Source organism: Vibrio furnissii CIP 102972, from assembly GCF_000176175.1.
GTDB lineage: Bacteria > Pseudomonadota > Gammaproteobacteria > Enterobacterales > Vibrionaceae > Vibrio > Vibrio furnissii.
In genome coordinates, this window is record NZ_ACZP01000014.1 from 1 (window position 1) to 21,322 (window position 21,322).

20 protein-coding genes are annotated in these 21,322 nt (G+C 49.8%); 8 read left to right on the forward strand and 12 right to left on the reverse strand.

Going from position 1 to position 21,322, the window contains the following annotated elements; genetic code table 11:
* A partial coding sequence (locus VFA_RS10260) for a response regulator (protein ID WP_148532560.1) occupies nucleotides 1-428 on the reverse strand: 428 nt, incomplete at its 3' end.
* On the reverse strand, nucleotides 415-2,172 hold the full coding sequence (narQ, locus tag VFA_RS10265; protein WP_004726693.1) for a nitrate/nitrite two-component system sensor histidine kinase NarQ: 1,758 nt from the start codon (nucleotides 2,170-2,172) through the stop codon (nucleotides 415-417). The genes narQ and VFA_RS10260, both read right to left, overlap by 14 nt.
* Before the next feature lie 221 nt (nucleotides 2,173-2,393).
* On the opposite strand from narQ, the gene napF reads away from it, so the two are divergent.
* From napF to VFA_RS23170, 6 genes are all read left to right on the forward strand, one after another.
* Nucleotides 2,394-2,876 (forward strand): ferredoxin-type protein NapF, encoded by a 483-nt coding sequence (gene napF / locus VFA_RS10270; RefSeq protein WP_004726694.1) that lies wholly within the window; start codon nucleotides 2,394-2,396, stop codon nucleotides 2,874-2,876.
* A gap of 15 nt (nucleotides 2,877-2,891) precedes the next feature.
* A complete protein-coding gene (locus tag VFA_RS10275) occupies nucleotides 2,892-3,197 on the forward strand; it encodes a chaperone NapD (RefSeq protein ID WP_004726695.1) in 306 nt (101 codons plus the stop codon).
* Nucleotides 3,194-5,683, forward strand: a complete 2,490-nt coding sequence (napA, locus tag VFA_RS10280; RefSeq protein WP_004726696.1) for a periplasmic nitrate reductase subunit alpha — start codon at nucleotides 3,194-3,196, stop codon at nucleotides 5,681-5,683. The genes VFA_RS10275 and napA overlap by 4 nt, the downstream gene beginning before the upstream one ends.
* 77 nt (nucleotides 5,684-5,760) lie before the next feature.
* Nucleotides 5,761-6,216 carry a nitrate reductase cytochrome c-type subunit gene (locus VFA_RS10285; protein WP_004726697.1) on the forward strand — a complete coding sequence of 152 codons (456 nt, stop codon included), beginning with the start codon at nucleotides 5,761-5,763 and terminating at the stop codon, nucleotides 6,214-6,216.
* A 30-nt stretch (nucleotides 6,217-6,246) separates the two neighbouring features.
* Nucleotides 6,247-6,822 carry a NapC/NirT family cytochrome c gene (locus VFA_RS10290; RefSeq protein WP_014257386.1) on the forward strand — a complete coding sequence of 192 codons (576 nt, stop codon included), beginning with the start codon at nucleotides 6,247-6,249 and terminating at the stop codon, nucleotides 6,820-6,822.
* Between the two features lie 12 nt (nucleotides 6,823-6,834).
* Entirely contained in the window at nucleotides 6,835-6,969 is a 135-nt protein-coding gene (locus VFA_RS23170) for a TIGR02808 family protein (protein ID WP_004726699.1), read from the forward strand.
* 83 nt (nucleotides 6,970-7,052) lie between these two features.
* On the opposite strand, the gene VFA_RS10295 is transcribed toward VFA_RS23170, so the two are convergent.
* The 10 genes from VFA_RS10295 to VFA_RS10345 all read right to left on the reverse strand — a co-directional run bounded on the left by VFA_RS10295 (nucleotide 7,053) and on the right by VFA_RS10345 (nucleotide 18,555).
* Nucleotides 7,053-8,723 (reverse strand): ABC transporter substrate-binding protein, encoded by a 1,671-nt coding sequence (locus VFA_RS10295; RefSeq protein WP_004726700.1) that lies wholly within the window; start codon nucleotides 8,721-8,723, stop codon nucleotides 7,053-7,055.
* A gap of 63 nt (nucleotides 8,724-8,786) precedes the next feature.
* On the reverse strand, nucleotides 8,787-9,404 hold the full coding sequence (locus VFA_RS10300; RefSeq protein ID WP_081454444.1) for an outer membrane beta-barrel protein: 618 nt from the start codon (nucleotides 9,402-9,404) through the stop codon (nucleotides 8,787-8,789).
* Nucleotides 9,405-9,606: 202 nt separating this feature from the next.
* A complete protein-coding gene (phaC, locus tag VFA_RS10305; protein WP_004726702.1) occupies nucleotides 9,607-11,385 on the reverse strand; it encodes a class I poly(R)-hydroxyalkanoic acid synthase in 1,779 nt (592 codons plus the stop codon).
* Nucleotides 11,386-11,441: 56 nt separating this feature from the next.
* Complete coding sequence (locus tag VFA_RS10310; protein WP_004726703.1) at nucleotides 11,442-11,789, reverse strand: phasin family protein; 348 nt, start codon at nucleotides 11,787-11,789, stop codon at nucleotides 11,442-11,444.
* Between the two features lie 41 nt (nucleotides 11,790-11,830).
* Nucleotides 11,831-13,036 carry an acetyl-CoA C-acetyltransferase gene (locus tag VFA_RS10315; RefSeq protein ID WP_004726704.1) on the reverse strand — a complete coding sequence of 402 codons (1,206 nt, stop codon included), beginning with the start codon at nucleotides 13,034-13,036 and terminating at the stop codon, nucleotides 11,831-11,833.
* Between the two features lie 12 nt (nucleotides 13,037-13,048).
* The gene (locus VFA_RS10320) at nucleotides 13,049-13,789 is read right to left on the reverse strand and encodes an SDR family oxidoreductase (RefSeq protein WP_004726705.1); all 741 of its coding nucleotides are present in this window, start codon (nucleotides 13,787-13,789) and stop codon (nucleotides 13,049-13,051) included.
* 736 nt (nucleotides 13,790-14,525) lie between these two features.
* Nucleotides 14,526-15,428 carry a protein translocase subunit SecF gene (gene secF, locus VFA_RS10330; protein ID WP_004726706.1) on the reverse strand — a complete coding sequence of 301 codons (903 nt, stop codon included), beginning with the start codon at nucleotides 15,426-15,428 and terminating at the stop codon, nucleotides 14,526-14,528.
* Nucleotides 15,429-15,431: 3 nt separating this feature from the next.
* On the reverse strand, nucleotides 15,432-17,267 hold the full coding sequence (gene secD / locus VFA_RS10335) for a protein translocase subunit SecD (protein ID WP_004726707.1): 1,836 nt from the start codon (nucleotides 17,265-17,267) through the stop codon (nucleotides 15,432-15,434).
* A gap of 72 nt (nucleotides 17,268-17,339) precedes the next feature.
* Nucleotides 17,340-17,795, reverse strand: a complete 456-nt coding sequence (locus VFA_RS10340; protein ID WP_004726708.1) for a hypothetical protein — start codon at nucleotides 17,793-17,795, stop codon at nucleotides 17,340-17,342.
* Nucleotides 17,796-17,886: 91 nt separating this feature from the next.
* Nucleotides 17,887-18,555, reverse strand: coding sequence for a hypothetical protein (locus tag VFA_RS10345; RefSeq protein WP_004726709.1), 669 nt, complete (start codon nucleotides 18,553-18,555; stop codon nucleotides 17,887-17,889).
* 98 nt (nucleotides 18,556-18,653) lie between these two features.
* On the opposite strand from VFA_RS10345, the gene VFA_RS10350 reads away from it, so the two are divergent.
* Both VFA_RS10350 and VFA_RS10355 read left to right on the forward strand, forming a co-directional pair.
* The gene (locus VFA_RS10350; protein WP_004726710.1) at nucleotides 18,654-19,217 is read left to right on the forward strand and encodes a hypothetical protein; all 564 of its coding nucleotides are present in this window, start codon (nucleotides 18,654-18,656) and stop codon (nucleotides 19,215-19,217) included.
* Between the two features lie 209 nt (nucleotides 19,218-19,426).
* A complete protein-coding gene (locus VFA_RS10355; RefSeq protein ID WP_038151551.1) occupies nucleotides 19,427-21,310 on the forward strand; it encodes a sensor domain-containing diguanylate cyclase in 1,884 nt (627 codons plus the stop codon).
* Nucleotides 21,311-21,322: the final 12 nt, after the last annotated feature.

Consider the following 21,322-nt stretch of genomic DNA (forward strand, 5'->3'; position numbering starts at 1 on the left):
TCTTGTTGATCTTGGCGATCGCGCAGATACGCTGCCACCACATCGCTGTAGGCTTTATTGCCATGCACTGCCTCTTTGAGCAGTTCAACCAGTTGATCAGGCTCGGTGTCTTTCAATAAGTAGCCATCGGCGCCGGCACGTACAATCGCTTCAATATCTGCCGCGCTGTCAGACACCGTCAGGATCACGATGGTCGCGCTGGAGCCATCAGTGCGCAGCGCTTTGAGCGTATCTAAACCGGACATGCCCTTCATGTTCAGGTCGAGCAGAATCATGTCCGGTTCCACTTCATGGGCCAACGCAATGGCATCGGCGCCATTGCTGGCCTCGGCGACCACGTCAAATTCGTCTTCTAAACTTAACAGCTGGTTGATTCCTCTGCGCATCAAAGGATGATCATCCACCAGCATTACTCTACATTTCGTCAACATGTGTATCCTTCGATCGTGTGTATTTGAGTGTGACTTTACAGCCCGTTTTCGGCGACGCATCAATCGTCAGCTCGCCGTTCAGTCGGGCGGCTCGTTCCTGCATGATGCTCATTCCGTAGTGATTCAATTTGGCATTGCTGTGCTCAAAGCCCACGCCATCGTCTTCAATCGTCACCACGACGTCACCATCGCTTTCGTTACATTTGATGCTGATCCGCGTCGCATCCGCATGCTTAATCGCATTGATGGTGGCTTCACGAATCAGTTGTATTAAATGCACCTGCTGATGCGCATCCAGCGCCATCGACGACAGGTTGTTGTCGAGCACAATCTCTGCGTTCGTTTGCTCCCCCAGTTGGTGGAGCATTTCGATTAACGCCTGACCAAAGTTACCCTCTCGAATGGTCAGCCGGAATGTGGTCAACAATTCACGCAATTGCGTGTAGGCGCCGGATAATCCTTGATCAATATCGATGATGATCTCATCAGTTTTCTCGGAGTATTGATTGTGCTCCAGCTTGCCGATCACGCGTTTGAGCAACGACACCTGAATTTTGAGGTAAGAGAGCGATTGTGCTAACGAGTCGTGCAATTCACGCGCGATGGTGGCGCGTTCTTCCATCAACAACAATTGCTCTGCATTTTTCTGCGCGCGATTGTAATACACAGCGCGCGAAAGGATCTGCACAAAGTTGTCGATCAGCGCTTTATCCGGACATGGCAAGCCCGCTTCCCAATGCAACTGCCCAAGGGGGATGCCATCGAGCATCAGCGGTTGATGGTTTGAATTTTCGCCACAGAAATGACCTTCAGTGAGCAGCAAACCTTTGCCCGCCGCTTCTTCAATTTCCAGTTGCGCCGCCGTGATGCCTTCAATGCTAACAATGTGTTTTAAAATCGCCTGAAAGTTATCTTGACTGATGCGCGATGCAGTCAGCTCTTGCGATGAGTCATACAGCACGCGTAACGACTGGTTGGCGTGTTGCAACTTGCGCGTTTTCTCATTCACAGCCTGTTCCAAGCCGCGATACAACTTACCCAACTCGCCCGCCATCACATTAAAAGTGCGCGTCAAAATGCCCAGCTCATTTTGGCTATTGGTACTGAGTGCAATATCAAACTCGCGATTCTGGATCTGTTCGCTCGCGACCACCAACGCTCTGAGTGGGCGCACGACCTCTTTGCGAATGTAATGAATGACAAACATTGAAATGAAGAGCACCGCGCCTAATCCAAGGCCACCGACCCAAGCGAGGTTGATGAGTTTCTGCTCCGAAAAACGTTGTAACTTGAAGACAAAACTGTCGATCTGGCTGACAAAGCCCGCCACCAGCGTCAGGTAATCGCGGTTGTCATCGCTGCGTAAAACCTGCTTTAGCTCGTGCCAGCGCGCGATCAAGGTGTAGTAATCGTGGGTGATGTCCGCCGGCACGTTCCACTTTTGCAACGCCTTCATCGATGGCGAATAAAGTGAATGCTCAAACGCGGCGATGTGTTCGGCATAATTGACGGATTGGGATTGAATGTCGTGCGCGAGGCGGTAGCTCTGCATCCGCATTGAACCCGCCACGTTCACGGCTTCTGCATCGTTGAGCGAGGAAGCCAGAGTGATGATGGCAAAGCCAGTCGTCGCAATCGAAAGTAATAAAATCAACAACATCGACTTTGCAATCGTGCTGGTTACCGATTTTTCGACTCGTTTTCCCAATTCATCGTCCCCAACCGTGCGTTTTACACGCATTTTGAATGCTCTAGCCTAGCTTTTTCACCATGGTATCAATATGTGATCATACTCGCTCGAATTTATTGATCCAAAACAATATTCCATCCCAATTAACCCCTAAGGGGTATTTATACAAATATGACAAAAACTACAATTTGTGTATGAATAAATGACAGTTTATTAATAAAAATTGTGAACTACGCTTTATTAATACTCTTTCAGCATGCTGGGTGAATTCAGTGGTAGATCTTTCCAAACGACGTTTGTTTGCACGCCGCGCCGTCGATAGCTCAAAGGTGCGCTTGCCTTGGATAGCCAATCCAGCGGCGTTTATCGACGATTGCACGCGCTGCGGCCGCTGCCGCGACGCCTGTGAGATGAGCATCATCGTCAATGGCGACGGCGGGTTTCCTACCGTCGATTTTCAAATTGATGAATGCACCTTCTGTTACCAATGTGCAGAAGTTTGCCCAGAACCGATTTTTTTACCGCAAACCGACACCGCATGGCAGGCCAAAGCCGCCATCAACGACCAATGCCTGGCTAAGCAGAACGTCGAGTGCCGAAGCTGCGGCGAAACCTGCGACCCAATGGCCATTCAGTTCCAGCTGCAAGCCGGACAGGTCGCACAGCCGATGATCCACCTTGATGAATGTACTGGCTGCGGCGCGTGTGTATCGCTCTGCCCCACATCAGCCATCAGTGTGAGCAATATTGAATAATAACGAGAGAAAAGTATGTCACTCAATGAAGTGCACATTTCAAGTTTAGTGGTACATGCCCTTCCCGAGCATTTGGCGACCGTGAAAGCGCAGATCGAACAATTCGAGAACGCAGAAATTTACGGCGACAGTCCGGAAGGCAAAATCGTGGTGGTGCTGGAAACTCAGAACCAGGGGTTTGTCACCGACACGATTGATGCCATCAACAACTTGCCAAACGTCCTGAGTGCGGTTCTGGTGTATCACCAAATCGAAACAAATCTGGACGACTTAGATTCAGACACTGGAAATCAACATTCCCAACTCGAGGGTGAAGTATGAAAATGACAAGACGTGCGTTTGTGAAAGCAAACGCGGCAGCATCAGCGACGGCGGTAGCGGGGATCACTCTGCCAGCCTCTGCGACCAACCTGATTGCCAGCTCAGACCAAACCAAAATCACCTGGGACAAAGCACCTTGTCGTTTCTGTGGTACCGGCTGTTCTGTGTTGGTCGGCACGCAAGATGGCCGCGTTGTGGCCACGCAAGGTGACCCGGAAGCGCCTGTCAACAAAGGTCTGAACTGCATCAAAGGCTACTTCCTCTCGAAAATCATGTACGGTCAGGATCGTCTGACTCAGCCCCTGCTGCGCATGAAAAATGGCCAATACAGCAAAGACGGCGACTTCACCCCCGTCTCTTGGGATATGGCTTTTGATGTGATGGCAGAAAAATGGAAAGCCTCGCTGAAGAAAAAAGGCCCGACCAGCGTCGGGATGTTTGGCTCAGGTCAATGGACGGTGATGGAAGGTTATGCCGCTGCGAAAATGATGAAAGCAGGCTTCCGTTCAAACAACATCGACCCGAACGCACGTCACTGTATGGCATCTGCAGTTGTCGGCTTTATGCGTACCTTTGGTATCGATGAACCGATGGGTTGTTACGATGACTTTGAAAACGCAGACGCTTTTGTGCTGTGGGGTTCAAACATGGCCGAAATGCACCCAGTGCTGTGGACACGTATCACGGACCGTCGCTTGAGCCATCCACACGTTAAAGTGAATGTGCTGTCGACTTACTACCATCGTTCTTTTGAATTGGCGGATCACGGTTACATTTTCCATCCTCAGTCTGATTTAGCGATCGCCAACTTCATCGCGAACTACATCATTCAAAACGATGCCGTGAACTGGGACTTCGTGAACAAGTACACGCACTTCAAACAAGCCGTGACTGATATTGGTTATGGTCTACGTGATGATCACCCGCTGCAGAAAAAAGCGAAAAACGCGAACTCCGGCGACATGACCAACATTTCGTTTGAAGAGTACAAAAAATCGGTAGCGGAATACACGGCTGAAAAAGCGTCTGAAATGTCTGGTGTGAGCGTTGAAAAACTGATCACATTGGCAAAACAGTATGCCGATCCAAACACCAAAGTGATGTCACTGTGGACCATGGGGATGAACCAACACACCCGTGGTGTATGGATGCAAAGCCTAGTGTATAACCTACACTTGCTGACTGGTAAAATTGCCACACCGGGCAACAGCCCATTCTCACTGACAGGCCAACCGTCGGCATGTGGTACTGCGCGCGAAGTCGGTACATTTGCACACCGCCTGCCTGCGGACATGGTGGTGGCCAACCCGAAACACCGCCAAATCGCCGAGAAAATTTGGAAACTGCCAGAAGGCACGATTCCGCCAAAACCGGGCTTCCACGCCGTGCTGCAAGACCGCATGTTGAAAGACAGCGTATTGAACTGTTACTGGGTGCAATGTAACAACAACATGCAAGCTGGCCCGAACATCAACGAAGAGCGTTTGCCAGGTTATCGTAACCCAGAGAACTTCATCGTGGTGTCTGACCCGTACCCAACAGTGACTGCGCAAGCCGCCGACTTGATTCTGCCAACCGCGATGTGGGTGGAGAAAGAAGGCGCTTACGGTAACGCAGAACGCCGCACGCAAGCGTGGTACCAACAGGTGAAAACCGTGGGTGAAGCGAAGTCGGATCTGTGGCAAGTCATGGAATTCTCCAAACGCTTCAAAATGGAAGACGTTTGGCCAGAAGAGCTTTTGGCTAAATCCCCAGAATATCGTGGCAAAACCATGTACGACATGCTGTTCCGCAACGGTCAAGTGGACCAATTCCCAATCGCTGAAGCCCGTGAGCTAAACGATGATGCGCACCACTTCGGCTACTACGTGCAAAAAGGTCTGTTCGAAGAGTACGCGAGCTTTGGCCGCGGCCATGGCCACGATTTAGCACCTTACGATGTGTACCACACCGTGCGTGGCCTGCGCTGGCCTGTTGTGAATGGCAAAGAGACCCAATGGCGCTTTAAAGAAGGCTCAGATCCTTATGCGAAAAAAGGCAGCGGCTGGGACTTCTACGGCAAACCAGACGGCAAAGCGTGGATTATCTCTTCCCCATACGAAGCACCACCGGAAGTGCCGGATGAAGAATTCGACCTATGGCTCTGTACTGGCCGTGTGCTGGAACATTGGCACACCGGCACCATGACTCGCCGCGTACCTGAGCTGTACAAAGCGTTCCCAGATGCAGTCTGCTTCATGCATCACGACGATGCACAAGCGCGTGGCTTGCGACGTGGTGATGAAGTGGTGATTGCCAATAAACGCGGTGAAGTGCGCGCCCGCGTTGAGACTCGGGGCCGTAATAAGCCGCCAAAAGGTCTGGTGTTTGTGCCGTTCTTTGACGCGCGCATTCTGATTAACAAACTGATTCTTGATGCGACGGATCCACTGTCGAAACAAACCGACTTTAAGAAGTGTCCGGTCAAGATCACCAAAGTGGCGTAAGCCGTTAACAGAATGTTCGGGGCAGCCGTTTGCTGCTGCCCCAGTCAGGAATTGAGCCATTAGGCGGAGAATGAACAATGAAAAAATTACTTATTGCACTGCTGTCTGTCGGTGCTCTCATCACCGGAGTTGCGCAAGCTGAACTCGATAATCCAGGGGGTGTGGGCGGTGTTGAATCACTGCGCGGCGCGACCCTGATTGAATCCACTCGCCCAGCCGATGAGATGAAAAAATACCCGCGCGAACAGGCCTTCGACAGCGATTACGTGTATCAACCACCATTGATTCCACACAATATTCGCAACTACGAAGTGTCGCTCAATGCCAACAAGTGTCTTTCGTGCCACAGTTGGAAAAATGCCAAAGAGATGGGTGCAACCAAAATCAGCGTGACTCACTTTATCAACCGTGAAGATGCCGTGTTAGCGGATGTCTCGCCACGCCGCTACTTCTGTTTGCAATGCCACGTTCCTCAGGCAGAGGCCAAACCTCTGATTCAAAATGAGTTTGAACGCGTTAACTCGCTTCGCTAATCAGGCACCGCATACTTTAAGAGGCGATTTATGAAACTACTAAAAGCGTTTTGGGAAAGACTTACCCGCCCAAGCAAAGCTGCCGTTGGTGTGGTTCTATTTATGGGATTTATCGGTGGTCTTCTGTTTTGGGGCGCATTTAACACGGGCATGGAAGTGACCAACACCGAAGAGTTTTGTTCGGGCTGTCACGCACCTATCGTGGCTGAAATTCAGGAAACGATTCACTACTCGAACCGTTCCGGTGTACGCGCCATCTGTTCAGATTGTCACGTTCCGCATCAGTGGACAGACAAAATTGTGCGTAAAGTGCAGGCTTCCAAAGAAGTCTTCGCCCATATGCTCGGCACCATCGATACACCGGAAAAATTCCAAGCTCGCCGCGCTCATTTGGCTGAGCGGGAATGGGCCCGGTTGAAAAAGAACGATTCGTTGGAATGTCGTAACTGTCACCAGTTTGAGTACATGGATTTTTCAGAGCAAAGCGAGCGCAGCCGTAAGCAGCACTCCACCGCACTGGCTTCCGGTGAGAAAACCTGTGTGGATTGCCACAAAGGCATCGCACACAACCTGCCGGACATGCACGGCGTTGAAGGCTGGCAATAAGGAGCGTATGACATGAGTACACTTGAATCTGTTATCTGGCACATTCTGGGTTACAGCGCGATGCCAGTGATCATTCTGAGTGGATTTTTGGCCGTGGCCGTGCTCTGCATCTGGCTGCTGTCACTGACCAAAGACAAAGAGTCGTGATGGGCTAAGCGCCCTCACACGCACAAAAAGCAAAAAACAAGAAAGCAAAAACCGGTGAACATTCACCGGTTTTTTTATGTGCGTTAGTCACCCATCCACAACTTATAAAAATCGCTGTAACCGGTACTGTTGACTTGAATGCCCTGCACTTGCTGCGTGCAGGTGATTTCTTCTCGCCCAACAAACAGGGGCAAACAGCGCCGCTGATCGTAAAGCTGTTGTTCCAACTGCTGCAAGCGCGCATACGGATTGGCATCGCTCACCGCTTGCGAGAGCGCCTGCTTGTGCTGCGCCATTTCCGCTTGCGAGAAGGTAAAACGCAAGCCGGTCGATACCAACAGCCATTCATATAAACCGTACGCTTTGGGTTGTTCCACCACTTCCTCAATCAGCATCAGATCTGCCAAATGCGCAACGCTTTGTGGTTCGCTGATCGCCTTGAGTTCAATCACCTTCACAATCAACCCCGTGCGTTGAATGGCTGCGTGCAGCCAATCCGCAACCGCTTGAAGATAAGGAATGGTCCACACCGGTTCGGCCAACACGATCGTGCCTGTCAGTTTGGGGACAACGTGATTGGCTATGCTGCGCTCATCCTTGTCGTGTGGGCATTCAAACGCTAAATTCTCGACGCAGTTGTGGGCATCCGCGTGATACTTTTCCCGCGCCAAGAACGCGTACAACTGCGCCAAAGTGTGCGCATCCACATCACTGCTTTCTCGCGCATTAAACGTCAGATACGACAAAGCGCTGATAACGGAACTCTCCGTCGCGCCGGTTTTTTGGTTAAAACTCATGGCGCGAATCACCTGCTCATCACCGTGTGACAGTGTGATTTGCTCAATCAACGCTTTGCTAGCGTAGTAATGTTGATGGCGAATGAGAGTCAGTTTTTCTTCATCACAGTTGCCCACGCTAAATGGCCCCGTACCGACACATTTCCGTGGCTGAACGCAATGCGGTTCCGGGCGACACAAAATAGCGCTATTGGCCATGGCCAGCACATACGGAAAGAAAGCATTGGGCGCATTGAGTTCAATCACGATTCGGTGCTCAGATTCGGCCCTCACCGCGCGCATGCTGTCGAATAGGTGCTGAACAGGCCCAGAGGTGTGCTTTAAGCGTTCCAAACTCCACACCACATCGTCTGCCACCAACTTTTGACCATTGTGCGCAAGGACATCTGGCCGAAGCCAGAGCGTTAACCAGCGATCGTCCAGTTTCCAAAAATGCGCTAAAGCGGGGATCAAATTCCCCACCGCATCTTGGTTTAACAGCGTGTCATAGACGCTTTTAATCACCTGAAGCTCTGCCAATCGCAGAGTTTTCAAAGGATCCAAAGTATCGACGGCTGGGTATCGGGTAATGAGCAGGTGATTGTTCGATTCATTCCATTGGTTTTGTTGTGCCGTGGCGCCGGCGAGCGCCAATACAGTGTCATCCCCGTAAAGTGCCAACAGGCGCGTGATCAGCGTAAAACGGCCTTTACTGAGCTCTTGCCTCACCACTTGGGTTAACGCCGCCGAAAACGTCAGCGACACCACCAACTGGCTGGTTTTGCTGCGCCCCACAGCAGGGCGCCACCGCACCCAACCCAGATCAGCCAACTGTTTGAGAATGAGCGACGTATTTCGACGCGAGGTCGCCAAAACCATTTCGAGCGTGTCAATGCTTAAGGAATAAGCGACGCCTGTTTGATAATGTTGCAGCAACTGGTTGAGTCGTCTGAGGTGCGTGTCGTTCATGGTTGCCATCGGGGAAATACGCTCACGGGAAGCAAAAACAACCAATGCCCGACATGGGCATTGGTTCAAGCATTAATTGAAATGATAGCTGACACCGAGGGAGAAAACATTGATATCGGTTTCAACCGAGGCATTCGCGTAGCCCACGTTGACTACATCAAGCTCTGGTCTCAAATAATCCCATGATGCGCGAATATGCCAGTTATCCGTGGCGGCCACCTCGACTCCTAAGCCCAAAATGCCCGTCACATCGGAATCTGAAAATGTGCTGTAACCTGAGTACCCAGCGACGGCATTGCTGACTTTGATTTCAGCGTTAAAGTAGGCGACACCCGCTTTTGCAAACAGGCTGACATGGTCTGTGACTGGCAATGAAACTTTGGGCTGGATGGCAATGTAGCTCATGTCCCCCACCGTTACCACCGAACCATCGAGTGCATCAATCCCGGTGACCGAGCCTTCCAAAGCAAAGTAACGGTTGAATTGATAGCCACCAAAAATCGAGGCGATGGTCGATTTGTCATCTTCTAGAGTCAGGTCTTGCGTGGTTGAATACCCCATGACGGTACCGCTCACACTGGCATCATCAAAGCGTGCCTGACCGAGCGCGCCGCCCACATACCATTCGGCGTGCGCGGACACAGAAAAAAGTCCTGCCGTAGCGGCAAGTAGAACAAATTTTTTAGACATATATGCATTCTCAGGTGAATAAACAACGGCGTTATCTTGCTCAAACCCTGAGTCTTTATGCGTTCCCTGCCACCCCGATAACCCTGCGAATCATGCACCATCGCACGGCGTTAAAACAGGAAACAATGTGAGAGATTATTGCTTGATTTAATGAAGAGAAAGAAGCGCCACGAGGAGGATTCGATGGCGCATTCACGTTCAACTAATCCACATCCGCAATGGGCAGAACTTGTTTGACGTATTGCCCTGGTGCGACATCAATCACCGGATATTCGTCATTCCCAATCGGATATGGCGCGACTTGCTCTTTGGTACTGAACGCGGTGAGCCACGTATCCCAATGTGTCCACCATGAGCCTTCGGTGCGCTGCGCACTGTCTAACCACTCTTCGGCCGAGTCTTCCAGCGTGTCATTGGTCCAAAAACCATATTTGTTTTTGTCGGGATGATTCACGATGCCCGCAATGTGGCCGGACTCTCCCAGAACAAACACTTTGTTACCACCCGTTTTCAGGGCGCCACGGTAAGTGCCCTGCCACAGCGCAATATGGTCTTCTTTGGTCGAGATGAAATAGCTTGGAATTTTGATCTTATCGAGATCAATCCACACCCCGCCGACTTTCACGCCTTTGTCCTGCACCAGCTTGTTGTCCAGATAAAGTTCACGCAGCAAGAAGTTGTGCGTGGCTGCGGCAACGTTGGTGCTGTCGCTGTTCCAATACAACAGGTCGAAGTCGACCGGGCTGCTGCCCTTAAGGTAGTTATCGACGTAGTAGTTCCAATACAAGCTGTTTTCACGCAACAAACTGAACGTCACACTTAACGAGCGACCATCCATATAGCCTTTGGCGTTATTTTGCATTTCAATCGCGCTGATGATGGTGTCGTTGATGTAGGCACCGACTTCACCCGGTTGTGAAAAATCGAGCAACGTGGTGAAGAAGCTGGCGGATTTAATGCGTTTTTTCATACGTTTTGCCGCGTAATACGCAATGGTTGTCGCCAAAACGGTGCCACCAATGCAATACCCCGCGGCATTGATTTGCTCTTGACCCGTAATCGACTCAATGGCGGTGACCGCTTTTACCACGCCGTCGAGGACATAGTCTTCGAAGTTGACATTGGCTTGCGCTTTACCGGGATTCCGCCAAGACATCATAAACACCGTATGCCCCTGCTCCACCAGCCAGCGCACCAGCGAGTTCTTTTCACGCAAATCAAGAATGTAGTACTTATTGATGAATGGCGGCACAATCAGCAATGGCGTTGAATGCACGGTTTCCGTCAGCGGTTTGTATTGAATCAGCTCAAACAGATCATTTTTGAACACCACCTCGCCTGCCGTATTGGCCACATCTTCACCCAAACGAAAGGCGTTGTTGTTGGTCATACGAATTTTGAGGATTTCGGCGCTCGATTCGACATCTTCTTTCAGCAGTTCCAATCCTTTTAGCAGATTCTCCCCATTTTGTTCCACGGTCAGTTTCAGCAGCTCGGGATTGGTAGCAATGAAGTTGCTTGGTGACAGTGCATTGATGGACTGACGCGAAAAGAACAAAATGCGTTCTTTGGCTTTCTCATCTAAGCCCTCAATCGAGTGAATGGTGTCCAGATAGGTTTTGCTGTAAAGCAGATACGACTGCTTGATGAAGTTGAAAAACGGGTCGGACTGCCACGAATCACCAGCGAAACGCTTGTCACCGAGTTCGCTGTCGACAATGGCCTCTTTCTTACCTTCCAGCACCACCGTTTGCCAAATTTTTAATTGTTGCTCCCACCATTCGGTTTGCAGTTGCAGTAGCGCTGCCGGTTGATGAGCAGCCTTTTCTAAAAACTGCACTGAATCATCCCAGTTCACTTCCTGCAACGCTTTGTTCAGTGGGGTGTTAACGGCTGCCTTGTTCACTTCGAAGTCTTGCCACCAGCGGTGGTTGGCCTCTTGCAGTTGTACAAGATAGTCCGTAAAGACATGTTGAAACATAGACTTACTCCTTAAACAGAAAAAGCGCCGCCCGAGGGCGGCGCGAAAGTACAGTGTTATGCGGGGGTCACTGACTTAAGGTTTTCTGAAGCAAGTTTGTCGATGTCTTCTTTAAACTCTTTTGCAATGGATTGTAGCTTGTTGCTGTCATCCATCATTTGCTGAGACAGCTTGCTCAGCACACCCATTTGCTGAGAGCTGAACGTCGTCAATGTGGCCGTGTCTTTCACTTCGCTGGCCGCCTTCATTTGCGCCAAACCCATTTCGCTATATGTGCGAATTGAGCTCAGTTGCAGCTCAGTCAACACTTCAACATTTTTAGCCACCAGCTTGTTGAATTTTACATAGGGTTCCAGTGTCTTTTCAGTTTGGTCCGTGAACGTTTTAAAAAAATCCGTGTACATGACGTATCTCCTAGTGATTGAAGTAAATATCTGAACTGTGATTACAACGCTTTAATAACGATCGCCGTACCCATGCCACCACCCACACACAGGGATGCCACACCGTAATCGTTACCGCGACGTTTTAACTCGTGAACTAACGTAACCAGAATGCGGTTACCTGACGCGCCCAGCGGATGCCCGAGGGCGATTGCGCCACCATTGACATTCGACTTGGCCAAAATGGAATCGGTTGACACGTTATGTTCCGCCGACAACCCGTGAACCACTCCTAATGCCTGAGCGGCAAAGGCTTCATTGAGCTCAAATAGGTCAATTTGATCGATGCCCAGCTCTGCTTTTTCCAGCGCTTGTGTCACCGCACTGACAGGACCAAGCCCCATGACGCGCGGATCGATACCGGTTTGGGCATAACCCAAGATTTCCGCCAAGGGTTCAAAACCATACTCGTCAACCGCCGATTGTGATGCGACGATGATTGCACTGGCACCATCATTGATGCCCGACGCATTTCCAGCCGTCACCGAGCCTTCTTTATCAAACGCAGGACGCAACCCTTGCAGACCAGCGAGCGTTGCACCCGCTTTGGGGTACTCATCGACGGAGAACGTGATGGTGTCACGGCGCTGTTGCACGGCGATAGGGACAATCTCATCGTTGAACTTGCCCGCCTCGATGGCTGCGACTGCTTTTTGCTGGCTCTCTAGCGCAAACGCATCTTGCGCATCACGCGTGATCTCAAATTGCTTGGCGATATTCTCTGCGGTCACACCCATGTGGTATTGGTTGAACACATCGGTTAAACCATCGTTGATGAGCAGATCTTTCATTTCAAAGCCGCCCATTTTTTGGCCATCGCGCAGCGTACTCGGTGTCACAAACGGGATTTGTGACATCACTTCCACACCACCTGCGACGGCCACCGAAATGTCGCCAGCACGAATATGCGCCACCGCATCCATGACCGTTTTCATGCCACTGCCACACACCATATTGACGCCATACGCTGGGACTTCCTCGGGAATACCGGCAAACATGGCGGCTTGACGCCCCACGCCCATTCCTTGACCGGCACTGATCACATGCCCCATGATCACTTCATCAATGTGATTTACATCGACATTACCGGCCTGTAGCGCGCCTTTGATGACATCGGCGGCCAACTTACCAGCGGAGACATTTTTCAACGTGCCACCAAAGGCACCAATTGGGCTGCGTTTGGCAGCAACAATAAATACTTTTTCCATCTCTCCGCCCCCTTAACGCATGTATAAGCCGCCGTTCACCGACAGCGTTTCACCGGTGATATACGCGCCCGCGTCACTCACCAAAAAGCTCACTGCAGACGCAATTTCTTCTGGCTTAGCCAAGCGTTGCATGGGGATAGTTTGAACAATGGATTCCAGCACTTCTGGACGCATTTGCTCAACCATGGGCGTTGCGGTGTATCCCGGCGCGATCACGTTCACGGTCACACCACTGCGCGCGCCCTCTGCGGCCAGTGCTTTTGAAAAACCAATCATGCCTGCTTTCGCTGCAGAGTAGTTGGTTTGACCAAACTGCCCTTTAAGCCCATTCACGGAAGAGATGTTGACGACACGGCCTCCCCCTTTTTCGCACATGGCGGAGAACAAAGGCTGTGTCACGTTAAACAAGCTGTTGAGGTTGGTGTCGATCACTTCCTTCCAAGAAGCCGCCGACATTTTTTTGAATACGCCATCACGCGTAATACCCGCGTTGTTCACCACGACGTCGATGGTGCCTTCTTCTTCAAGCAAAGCACTGAGTCGTTCTGCGCATTCTTGCGTGTTGGTCACATCGAGTTCGAACAGGCGAACTTGGTCTTCGGTGAACTGTTTTTCAGTAAACCAGTCCAGAGCACATTGATAGTTTCCAGTAAAGTAAGTAGCGATGACGCGATAACCGTCATCGACCAACTGTGTTGAAATGGCCGAACCAATTCCACCTTTTGACCCTGTGATCAAAGCGACTTTTTTCATTTATGACTCCATTCAAAAAATAACGAGTAGGTTGAAAATCTTTTTTGAACTTGATGCCAACAGCAAAAATAACATCAACCGACGAAATATATATTCCTTTGCAAAGAAGAATTGTTTGTCGCTCTTTATTTAAACTAATCGGTGATTGTGACAATTCAAATTAAAGTTTAGCGTTTTCTAATAAATTTGATTTAGTTCTCACAAGCCATGAAATGTTGATTTATTGTTAAATAAACATAGGTCATTGATTTCATAACCTTTCTCGCTGAAAGGAATCAAGGACAAAAACCATAACCAATTGAAATGAATAGAAAAACAAGACATTACATTCATTTCACTCAAGACTTCGAATGTATCAATGTAATCAACAACGTGCAGCAGTTCTAAATAACCATTGTGGGTCACCTGCACCAATAAATTGCATTCTGATTGCACTTTTATGGTGATCAAAATAATTACCACGCACGAAATAGGTGAGAAAATAATAAATAACTTTCATTTTTAATTAAATAATAATGTTATTAATTATCTCTGTTGGTGAAGTTAGAATAACAAAATGGGCTTATTTTAATTCATTGATAGCGAAATAAACTAATAATATCTGATTATTCATCACTTTATTGTGGTCAGACCTTCGCGTTTATTTGAGTGCACACATCGTGAATGCCATCGATGATTCCTGCGATTTCAGCATAAAAAAGGCCGGCAAAGCCGGCCCTGAACGAGGTGGTATCAATTATGGCGCTAAGTCCACTTCCACGGGTAAATAGTGTTTCGGTTCGAGTTTGAGCCATTCCGGTAACACAGTACCGATCGAGATCGATGACCAAGTCCCGGAAATAATGCCGATGAACATGGCTGTCGCGAATCCTTCCAAGGGCGCGCCCCCCATCAACCACAGCGCAGCAACCGTGATCAAGGTTGTACCTGAGGTCACCATGGTACGCGAGAACGTCGCAATAACCGCTTGGTCATTGATGTCTGGCGTAGGCGTTTTTTGTTTCGCCAGCAACAATTCACGAATTCGGTCCGCGATAATGATGGAGTCATTGAGCGAGTAACCCAGCACCGCCAAAACTGCCGCAAAGACCGTTAAGTTAAACTCCATTTGTGTCAGCGCAAAGAAGCCCAGCACCAAAACAACGTCGTGAACCAGCGCCAGTAAAGCACCGCTTGCCAAACGCCATTCAAAACGGAAACACAAATATCCCAAAATACAGATCATACACAGCATCAGCGCCAAGCCGCCTTGGTCAACCAAATCCTGACCCACTTGAGAGCCAACCATGCTGTTGCTGATGATCTCCACGTGGTCGGAAATTTGGTTGAGCAGATGATCCATATCCGGCGCATCATGCCCTTCTTCCGCCAGTGGGTAACGAATCACCCAGCGGCCATCCTCACCCGATTTGGTCACGGAGACCGAATCACCGAGCGTCGGTTTCAGCGCATCCAGCAGTTGATGGTTAGTCACTTCACTATTCACCACCGCTTCAGTCACCATCCCGCCGGTGAAATCAAGGCCCATATTCAGGCCGCGAATCGCCAACGCGGCCAAGGAAATCACCATCAACGCAATCGACAAAACGCTGGTGATATAACGGATTTTGCGCATGCGCGCTTTTAGAAATTCAATCATGATTTACACCCTTACATCACGACGATTGTCGCGTCCCCAAACCAAGTTAATAATCGCGCGTGAAGCAAACACGCCGGTAAACATACTGGTCAACAGACCCAGTCCCAAAGTCAGAGCGAAGCCCTGAATTGGCCCGTTACCGATGGAGTACAGGATAAGCGCCGTGATCATGGTGGTGATGTTGGCATCAAGGATGGTGCTAAATGCACTGCTAAAGCCCAAATCAATCGCCTGCGCGAAGCTGCGACCTTCTTTCAATTTATCTTTGATACGTTCGAAAATTAGTACGTTGGTATCCACAGCCATACCGACTGTCAGAACCAAACCGGCAATCCCCGGCAGGGTTAATACTGCGCCAGGTAGTAAAGCGATCAACCCCAGCAAGCACACCATGTTAGCCAGCAACGCTAAGTTCGCCACCCAACCCAAACGGCGATACCACAACGCCATAAAGGTCAAGGTCATCGCCATACCCAATGCCAACGCTGAGAAACCATTTTCAATGTTCTCTGCACCCAGTGATGCACCAATGGTACGTTCTTCAACAATTGTGACTGGCGCGGTCAATGAACCCGCACGCAACAGCAGCGCCAGTTGTTGCGCTTCATCGGCAGACCCTGCGCCTGTGATGCGGAATTGACTGCCCAGTTGAGACTGAATCGTTGCCACGCTGATCACGCGTTCACTACGTTCGGTTTCGCCGCGAGCATTGGTTTTGTACTCGCGATACACCGTGGCCATCGGCTTGCCGATGCGCTTACCGGAGAAGTCGCTCATGATCTTGCCGCCAGCATGGTCAAGCGAGATGTTGACTTCCGACAGGCCCATGTTATCGACGCCAGCACGCGCATTCACGATGTGATCGCCAGTGAGAACTGGGCGTTTATTCAACACCACGGTTCTGCCGTTGTTGTCTTTCAATACCAGCGAATCGTTAGACATCGCGTCAGAGCCTGTTTTCGCTTCGTAAAACGCGAGGCTTGCGGTCGCACCAATCACATTCTTCGCCTGAGATGGATCTTGTACACCAGGCAGTTCGATACGAATGCTGTGCTCACCTTGGCGTTGTACTAAGGCTTCGGTGATCCCCAATTCCTCAATACGATCGCGCATGATCTTGAGGTTCTGTTGCAAGGTAACGGATTGGAATTCTAATTTGTTTTGTTTGGTTGGCGTCACCACCAGCTTGTCAGAGCTGCGTTTCACTTCCCAACCGGAATAATTTTGTTTGAAATAGGTCGCCACTTTGGTCAATGCAGCATCCGATTTGGTATCGACGCTCAGGCCATCGACGCCTTGAGACAGCACGCGCACGCCACGTAGGTGTTCACGACGCAACATGTCTTTGACTTCATCGACCATGGTGTCACGCTGTTCTTGGAACGCTTTATCAACATCAACATTCAACAAGAATTGCACGCCGCCACGCAGGTCAAGGCCAAGTTTGATGGGGTTTAGACCCAGCTTGCCATACCACTTCGGCGCAACAGACACATAAGAGTAAGTGATGGTGTCGCCTTCATCGACCAGCTTGTCGAGCGCTTCACGCGCCAAGGTTTGTTCGGCTTCGTTTTCGAACACCAGCACCATTTGATGGTTCTGCTGGGTGATCTCTTGCGGTACAACCCCTTGCTGTGTGAGGTAGCGGTTCACGCTCACCACATTCGCCAGTTCGCCACTGTTGCCTGATGATTGAATTTGAATGGATGGCTGTTCGCCATACCACGTTGGAATCGCGCTTAACGCCAGCACCACAACGGTGACCACTAACACCACGTATTTCCAGGTTGAATAGCGGTTCAGCACGCGTGCTGGTGCTTTTGATTTGGTTTTCTTCATAAATATCCCCTCAGCGATGCGCCGAGTTTTAAAACAAGAAATGTGACAACGTCACCTTAAATTTGTGGAATATTAATGAAAATACTGGCTGTTCAACGCCACATACATCGCGTTGGTCTCTTTCCAGCCGGAAAGACGATAAGAAGGGTGGAAATCTTGATAGGACGCCAACACCGTGCGTTCAACAAAACGCAGCGCGAGGCTTGAATCCATCAATGGGTAGAAAGGCGGAACCGTATCCAGAGGATCGGCATCAGAATCACTGAGTTGATAACGCTCGCTGGCGTGCCAACGAACAGAATTCAGAATCGCAACCGCTGACCGTGCGTATTCGGTATCAGTGGCAGGCGCTTTGCTCAGGGGTTGTGGGTCGCGCTCGGTGGATTGATGTAACAGATCCTGAATCAGAGCGGCAGGCGCAGTCACTGGTGAATGGGCAGGCTTCGCATCGAGGCATGCCAATGCCTGCATCGGTAAAACCAACGCAAACAAAGAAAGCCAGAAAATACGAATTACATGCCAAGACATACAGTGCATACCCTAAGAATTTCCGGCAGTGTAAGTCTGAGTATGCATCTGCTCAAGTAAAATTTTGGACAACTGCGCCTTTCCACGTGGTTTAGCGATAAAAAATCTCACCGGTTTGCACATTGAGATAGATCTTGTTGGCTTGTTTCATGCCGCCACAATAGACGAAATACACATCGCGTTCCTGATACTTCACCGAACGAACCCAACCGCCCAGCTCTTCAAAATCATCAGGAGAACAGGTGCCATCTTTCAGCAACTGATCGGTTTTTTGCACGAATACGCTTTCAAATTGCAGCAAATCGTCCGATTTTTCGATGTAGCCCAATAAGGTTTTTTTACGCTCCTCTGGCGTAATGACCGGCGCTTCCTCAACCAATCCAGACAGTGGGACCCATTCTGCGACTTCAGGCCCGCCCTCTTTGTACACGAAATATTGAGTGATCCGCCCCCAGCCCTCTTTTTTCTCGAACAAGTGAACTTTGTCGCCGCGATACAGCAAGCGCTCGATAAACGCCGCGTCACTCGGGGCTTCACGCACACCCAGTTTCGGTAAGTCGACAAAATAATCCCAAACTTCCGGCTTTTCAGGCTCGGGGGCCACACTGCCTTCGGTCATCGCTGGCGAAGTCGACACGCCATCCACGCTGGCATCAGCATTGTGCGCTTCATGTTGCGGTTGATAATAGAATAGATAATAACCAGCTCCCGCCCCGCCTAAGCCGAGGAGGAGAAGCACAATCATCAGCACTTTTTTCATTGATGGTGTTACTCCGATGTCTTATGACATGAAAATGAGGCATGGTGTTTTGTGCTCATTTTCTATACTAAAGCTAGACTCACGAACGGTCTTCGACAATGACAACAACACGAGCGCGCTTACTTCTGTTAACGGCCATCATCGGCCTGACTTTACCTCACGCCAGTCAGGCGGCCCGTTGTACAGAACAAGATTGGAATAAGGCGCTCATTTCGCAACAGATTTTAGACCAGCACTACAATTTACTGGCCTCTCAATATAACCACTGGCTTCCCAATTTCAAACACGCAATTTTCTTGCACCAAGAATTTTCCCGTGCCGAGCTACAATTTCTGTGGCGTCACAACAAACAGGATTTTCAAGCCGCCGTCACTCAACAATTGGGTAGCGTCAAGCGGGCGATTCAAGAGATTCAACAACTGCAACACCAACTCAATGACATGCCCACTGACGTCGCCAAACAATGGGAAACGTGGTTTAACATCGGTGAAGCGTGCAAGCAAGCGGGGTTGATGAGCAATGCATTCGCCACGGAACTCTATCTGAAATCTAACAAAGAGTTGAATGATCAGCTTGATCTGTTGCATCAGCAACTTGCAATGATGCGCCTGCGCTATGAGTATGAACTTCAAATATTAACCCAAGTCATGAGCATGCCTTAATGGCACTCAAGCCTTGGCTTTACATTGTAAATTGCTGTTTGAATCAGCAACCAACCCACGTGATCATCTGCCCAAATTGCATAGGCACCCGTGAGAAAATACCAAAACTCACCCAGTAAGTTTGAACTAAGCCACGATCCTATAAATTTGGAAGCGAAATCTCATTTACACACGATATACTGTTTGCCTGATCATTTTGCTAAGCCGTCATGTCTTCATCATTTACTAAGTCCTTCAGTCAATTTCTCATTGTGCTGTTTATTATTGGGTTTGTTCCCTCGCTCTACTTCATCCAGGAATTCAACAAACTGAATGAACGCGCGATCGCCCTCATTGAACAAAAGCACCGCGTGAAATTGGAATTTAGTAAGCATGAATTGATCACGACGCTCGATGAAGCCTATACCTCCATCGCCACCTTAGCCAACAACGGCATGTTCCATCAGACCGTGCGTCACCCGACCCCAATCAATATCGCCAATGTCGAAGACTTTTGGTTGCTCATCTCGCGAACACAAGGTGTCTATTCCTGTTTAAGGTTTATTGACCCTCAAGGCCAAGAACAGATCCGCGTCGACTACCAAGCAGGGAAAGCGCAAATTCTCACTCGGGATGAGTTGCAAAACCGCGCGCTGCAAGATTACTTTCTCTACGGACAAAGCTTATCTGCGGGGCAAATCGGCGTGTTTGGTGTGCAATCGACTGGCGCCGACATGACGCCCACCAAACCGTCGCTCTATTTTGTCTCGCCAATCGACCTTGATGGCGAGCGCAAAGGCTATTTCGTCGCAAACATCAATCTGAACTACATTTATCAGCAAATTGCTGGCAGCAATCGCGCAGCCATGCTGCCCGATATTCTGAACCTCAACGGGGATGTGTTGATGAGTCAGCGGCTGGAGGAATCAAACGATCGCACCGCGCTCACTAATTTGGCGCAACGTTTCCCTCAGCTTTGGCATACCATTCTTTCTGACGAACAAGGCACCATTTCCGAAAACGGCCAATGGTTCAGTTTTGTGAAGATTTCGCCAAACGCATCGTTGGTCAACGTGCCCTCGGTGGTGTTATTGGAGCGTGTTGAGAATAGCGAAATCCATGCGCTGATGCACAACAGCAAAAACACGTTAACCCTACAAATGGTTGCCCTGTTTGCGCTGATTTGCCTGATTGCCTCGATCTTCGTGTTGTGGAACAACAACCATCAGAAAAACAGCATTGAGAGTAAATTGGCGCGCGCGGCCATGAATGGCATGTCGGCGGTGATCATCACCGACCGCAATAATCGCATTATCAAGGTCAACAATGAGTTTACCCGCCTGAGTGGCTACAGCTTTGAAGAAGTGAGCGGGCAACAACCATCGATGTTTGCCTCTGGAAAACACACGTCAGAATTTTATGTCGAGATGTGGCAGGCGCTGCAGAATGACGGCTTCTGGGAAGGCGAAGTGATCAACCAACGTAAAGATGGCTCGATGCTCACGGAGATCTTACGTATTCAGACCATTTTGGATGATGACGACATCATTCAGTTCTACGTGGCGTCGTTTGTTGACATCACTGAACGCAAATTGCTGGAAGACCAATTGCGTGACCAAAGTGAAAAAGATGGGTTATCCAACATCTGGAACCGACGTAAATTTGATCAAGAATTCCGTTCGGAATGCATGCGTGTCAAACGCTATCCGGCACACGAGCAATCGTGCTTGGCGATTCTCGATATTGATCACTTCAAGCGCATCAATGACAAATATGGCCACGCGCGCGGCGATAAAACCATTCGTGCCGTTGCCCAATGTTTGCGCAATGAACTGCGCGAATCAGACTTTCTTGCACGAATTGGTGGCGAAGAATTTGCCATCATTTTGCCTCACACACCAATCGATGAAGCGGAAACCGTCCTCAATCGGCTTCGCGTGGCGGTGTTCGATCTCCATCAAGGGGATTTATCCGTCAGCGGTGGCCTGACGGATATCACTGAAGTGCCTGAAGAAGTGTATCAACGTGCCGACATGGCCTTGTACGAATCCAAGGAGTCAGGCCGAAATGTCGTGTCCGTGCTCACCAGCGCAGAAATGGTTCACTTCGCTTAATCATCCTCTATT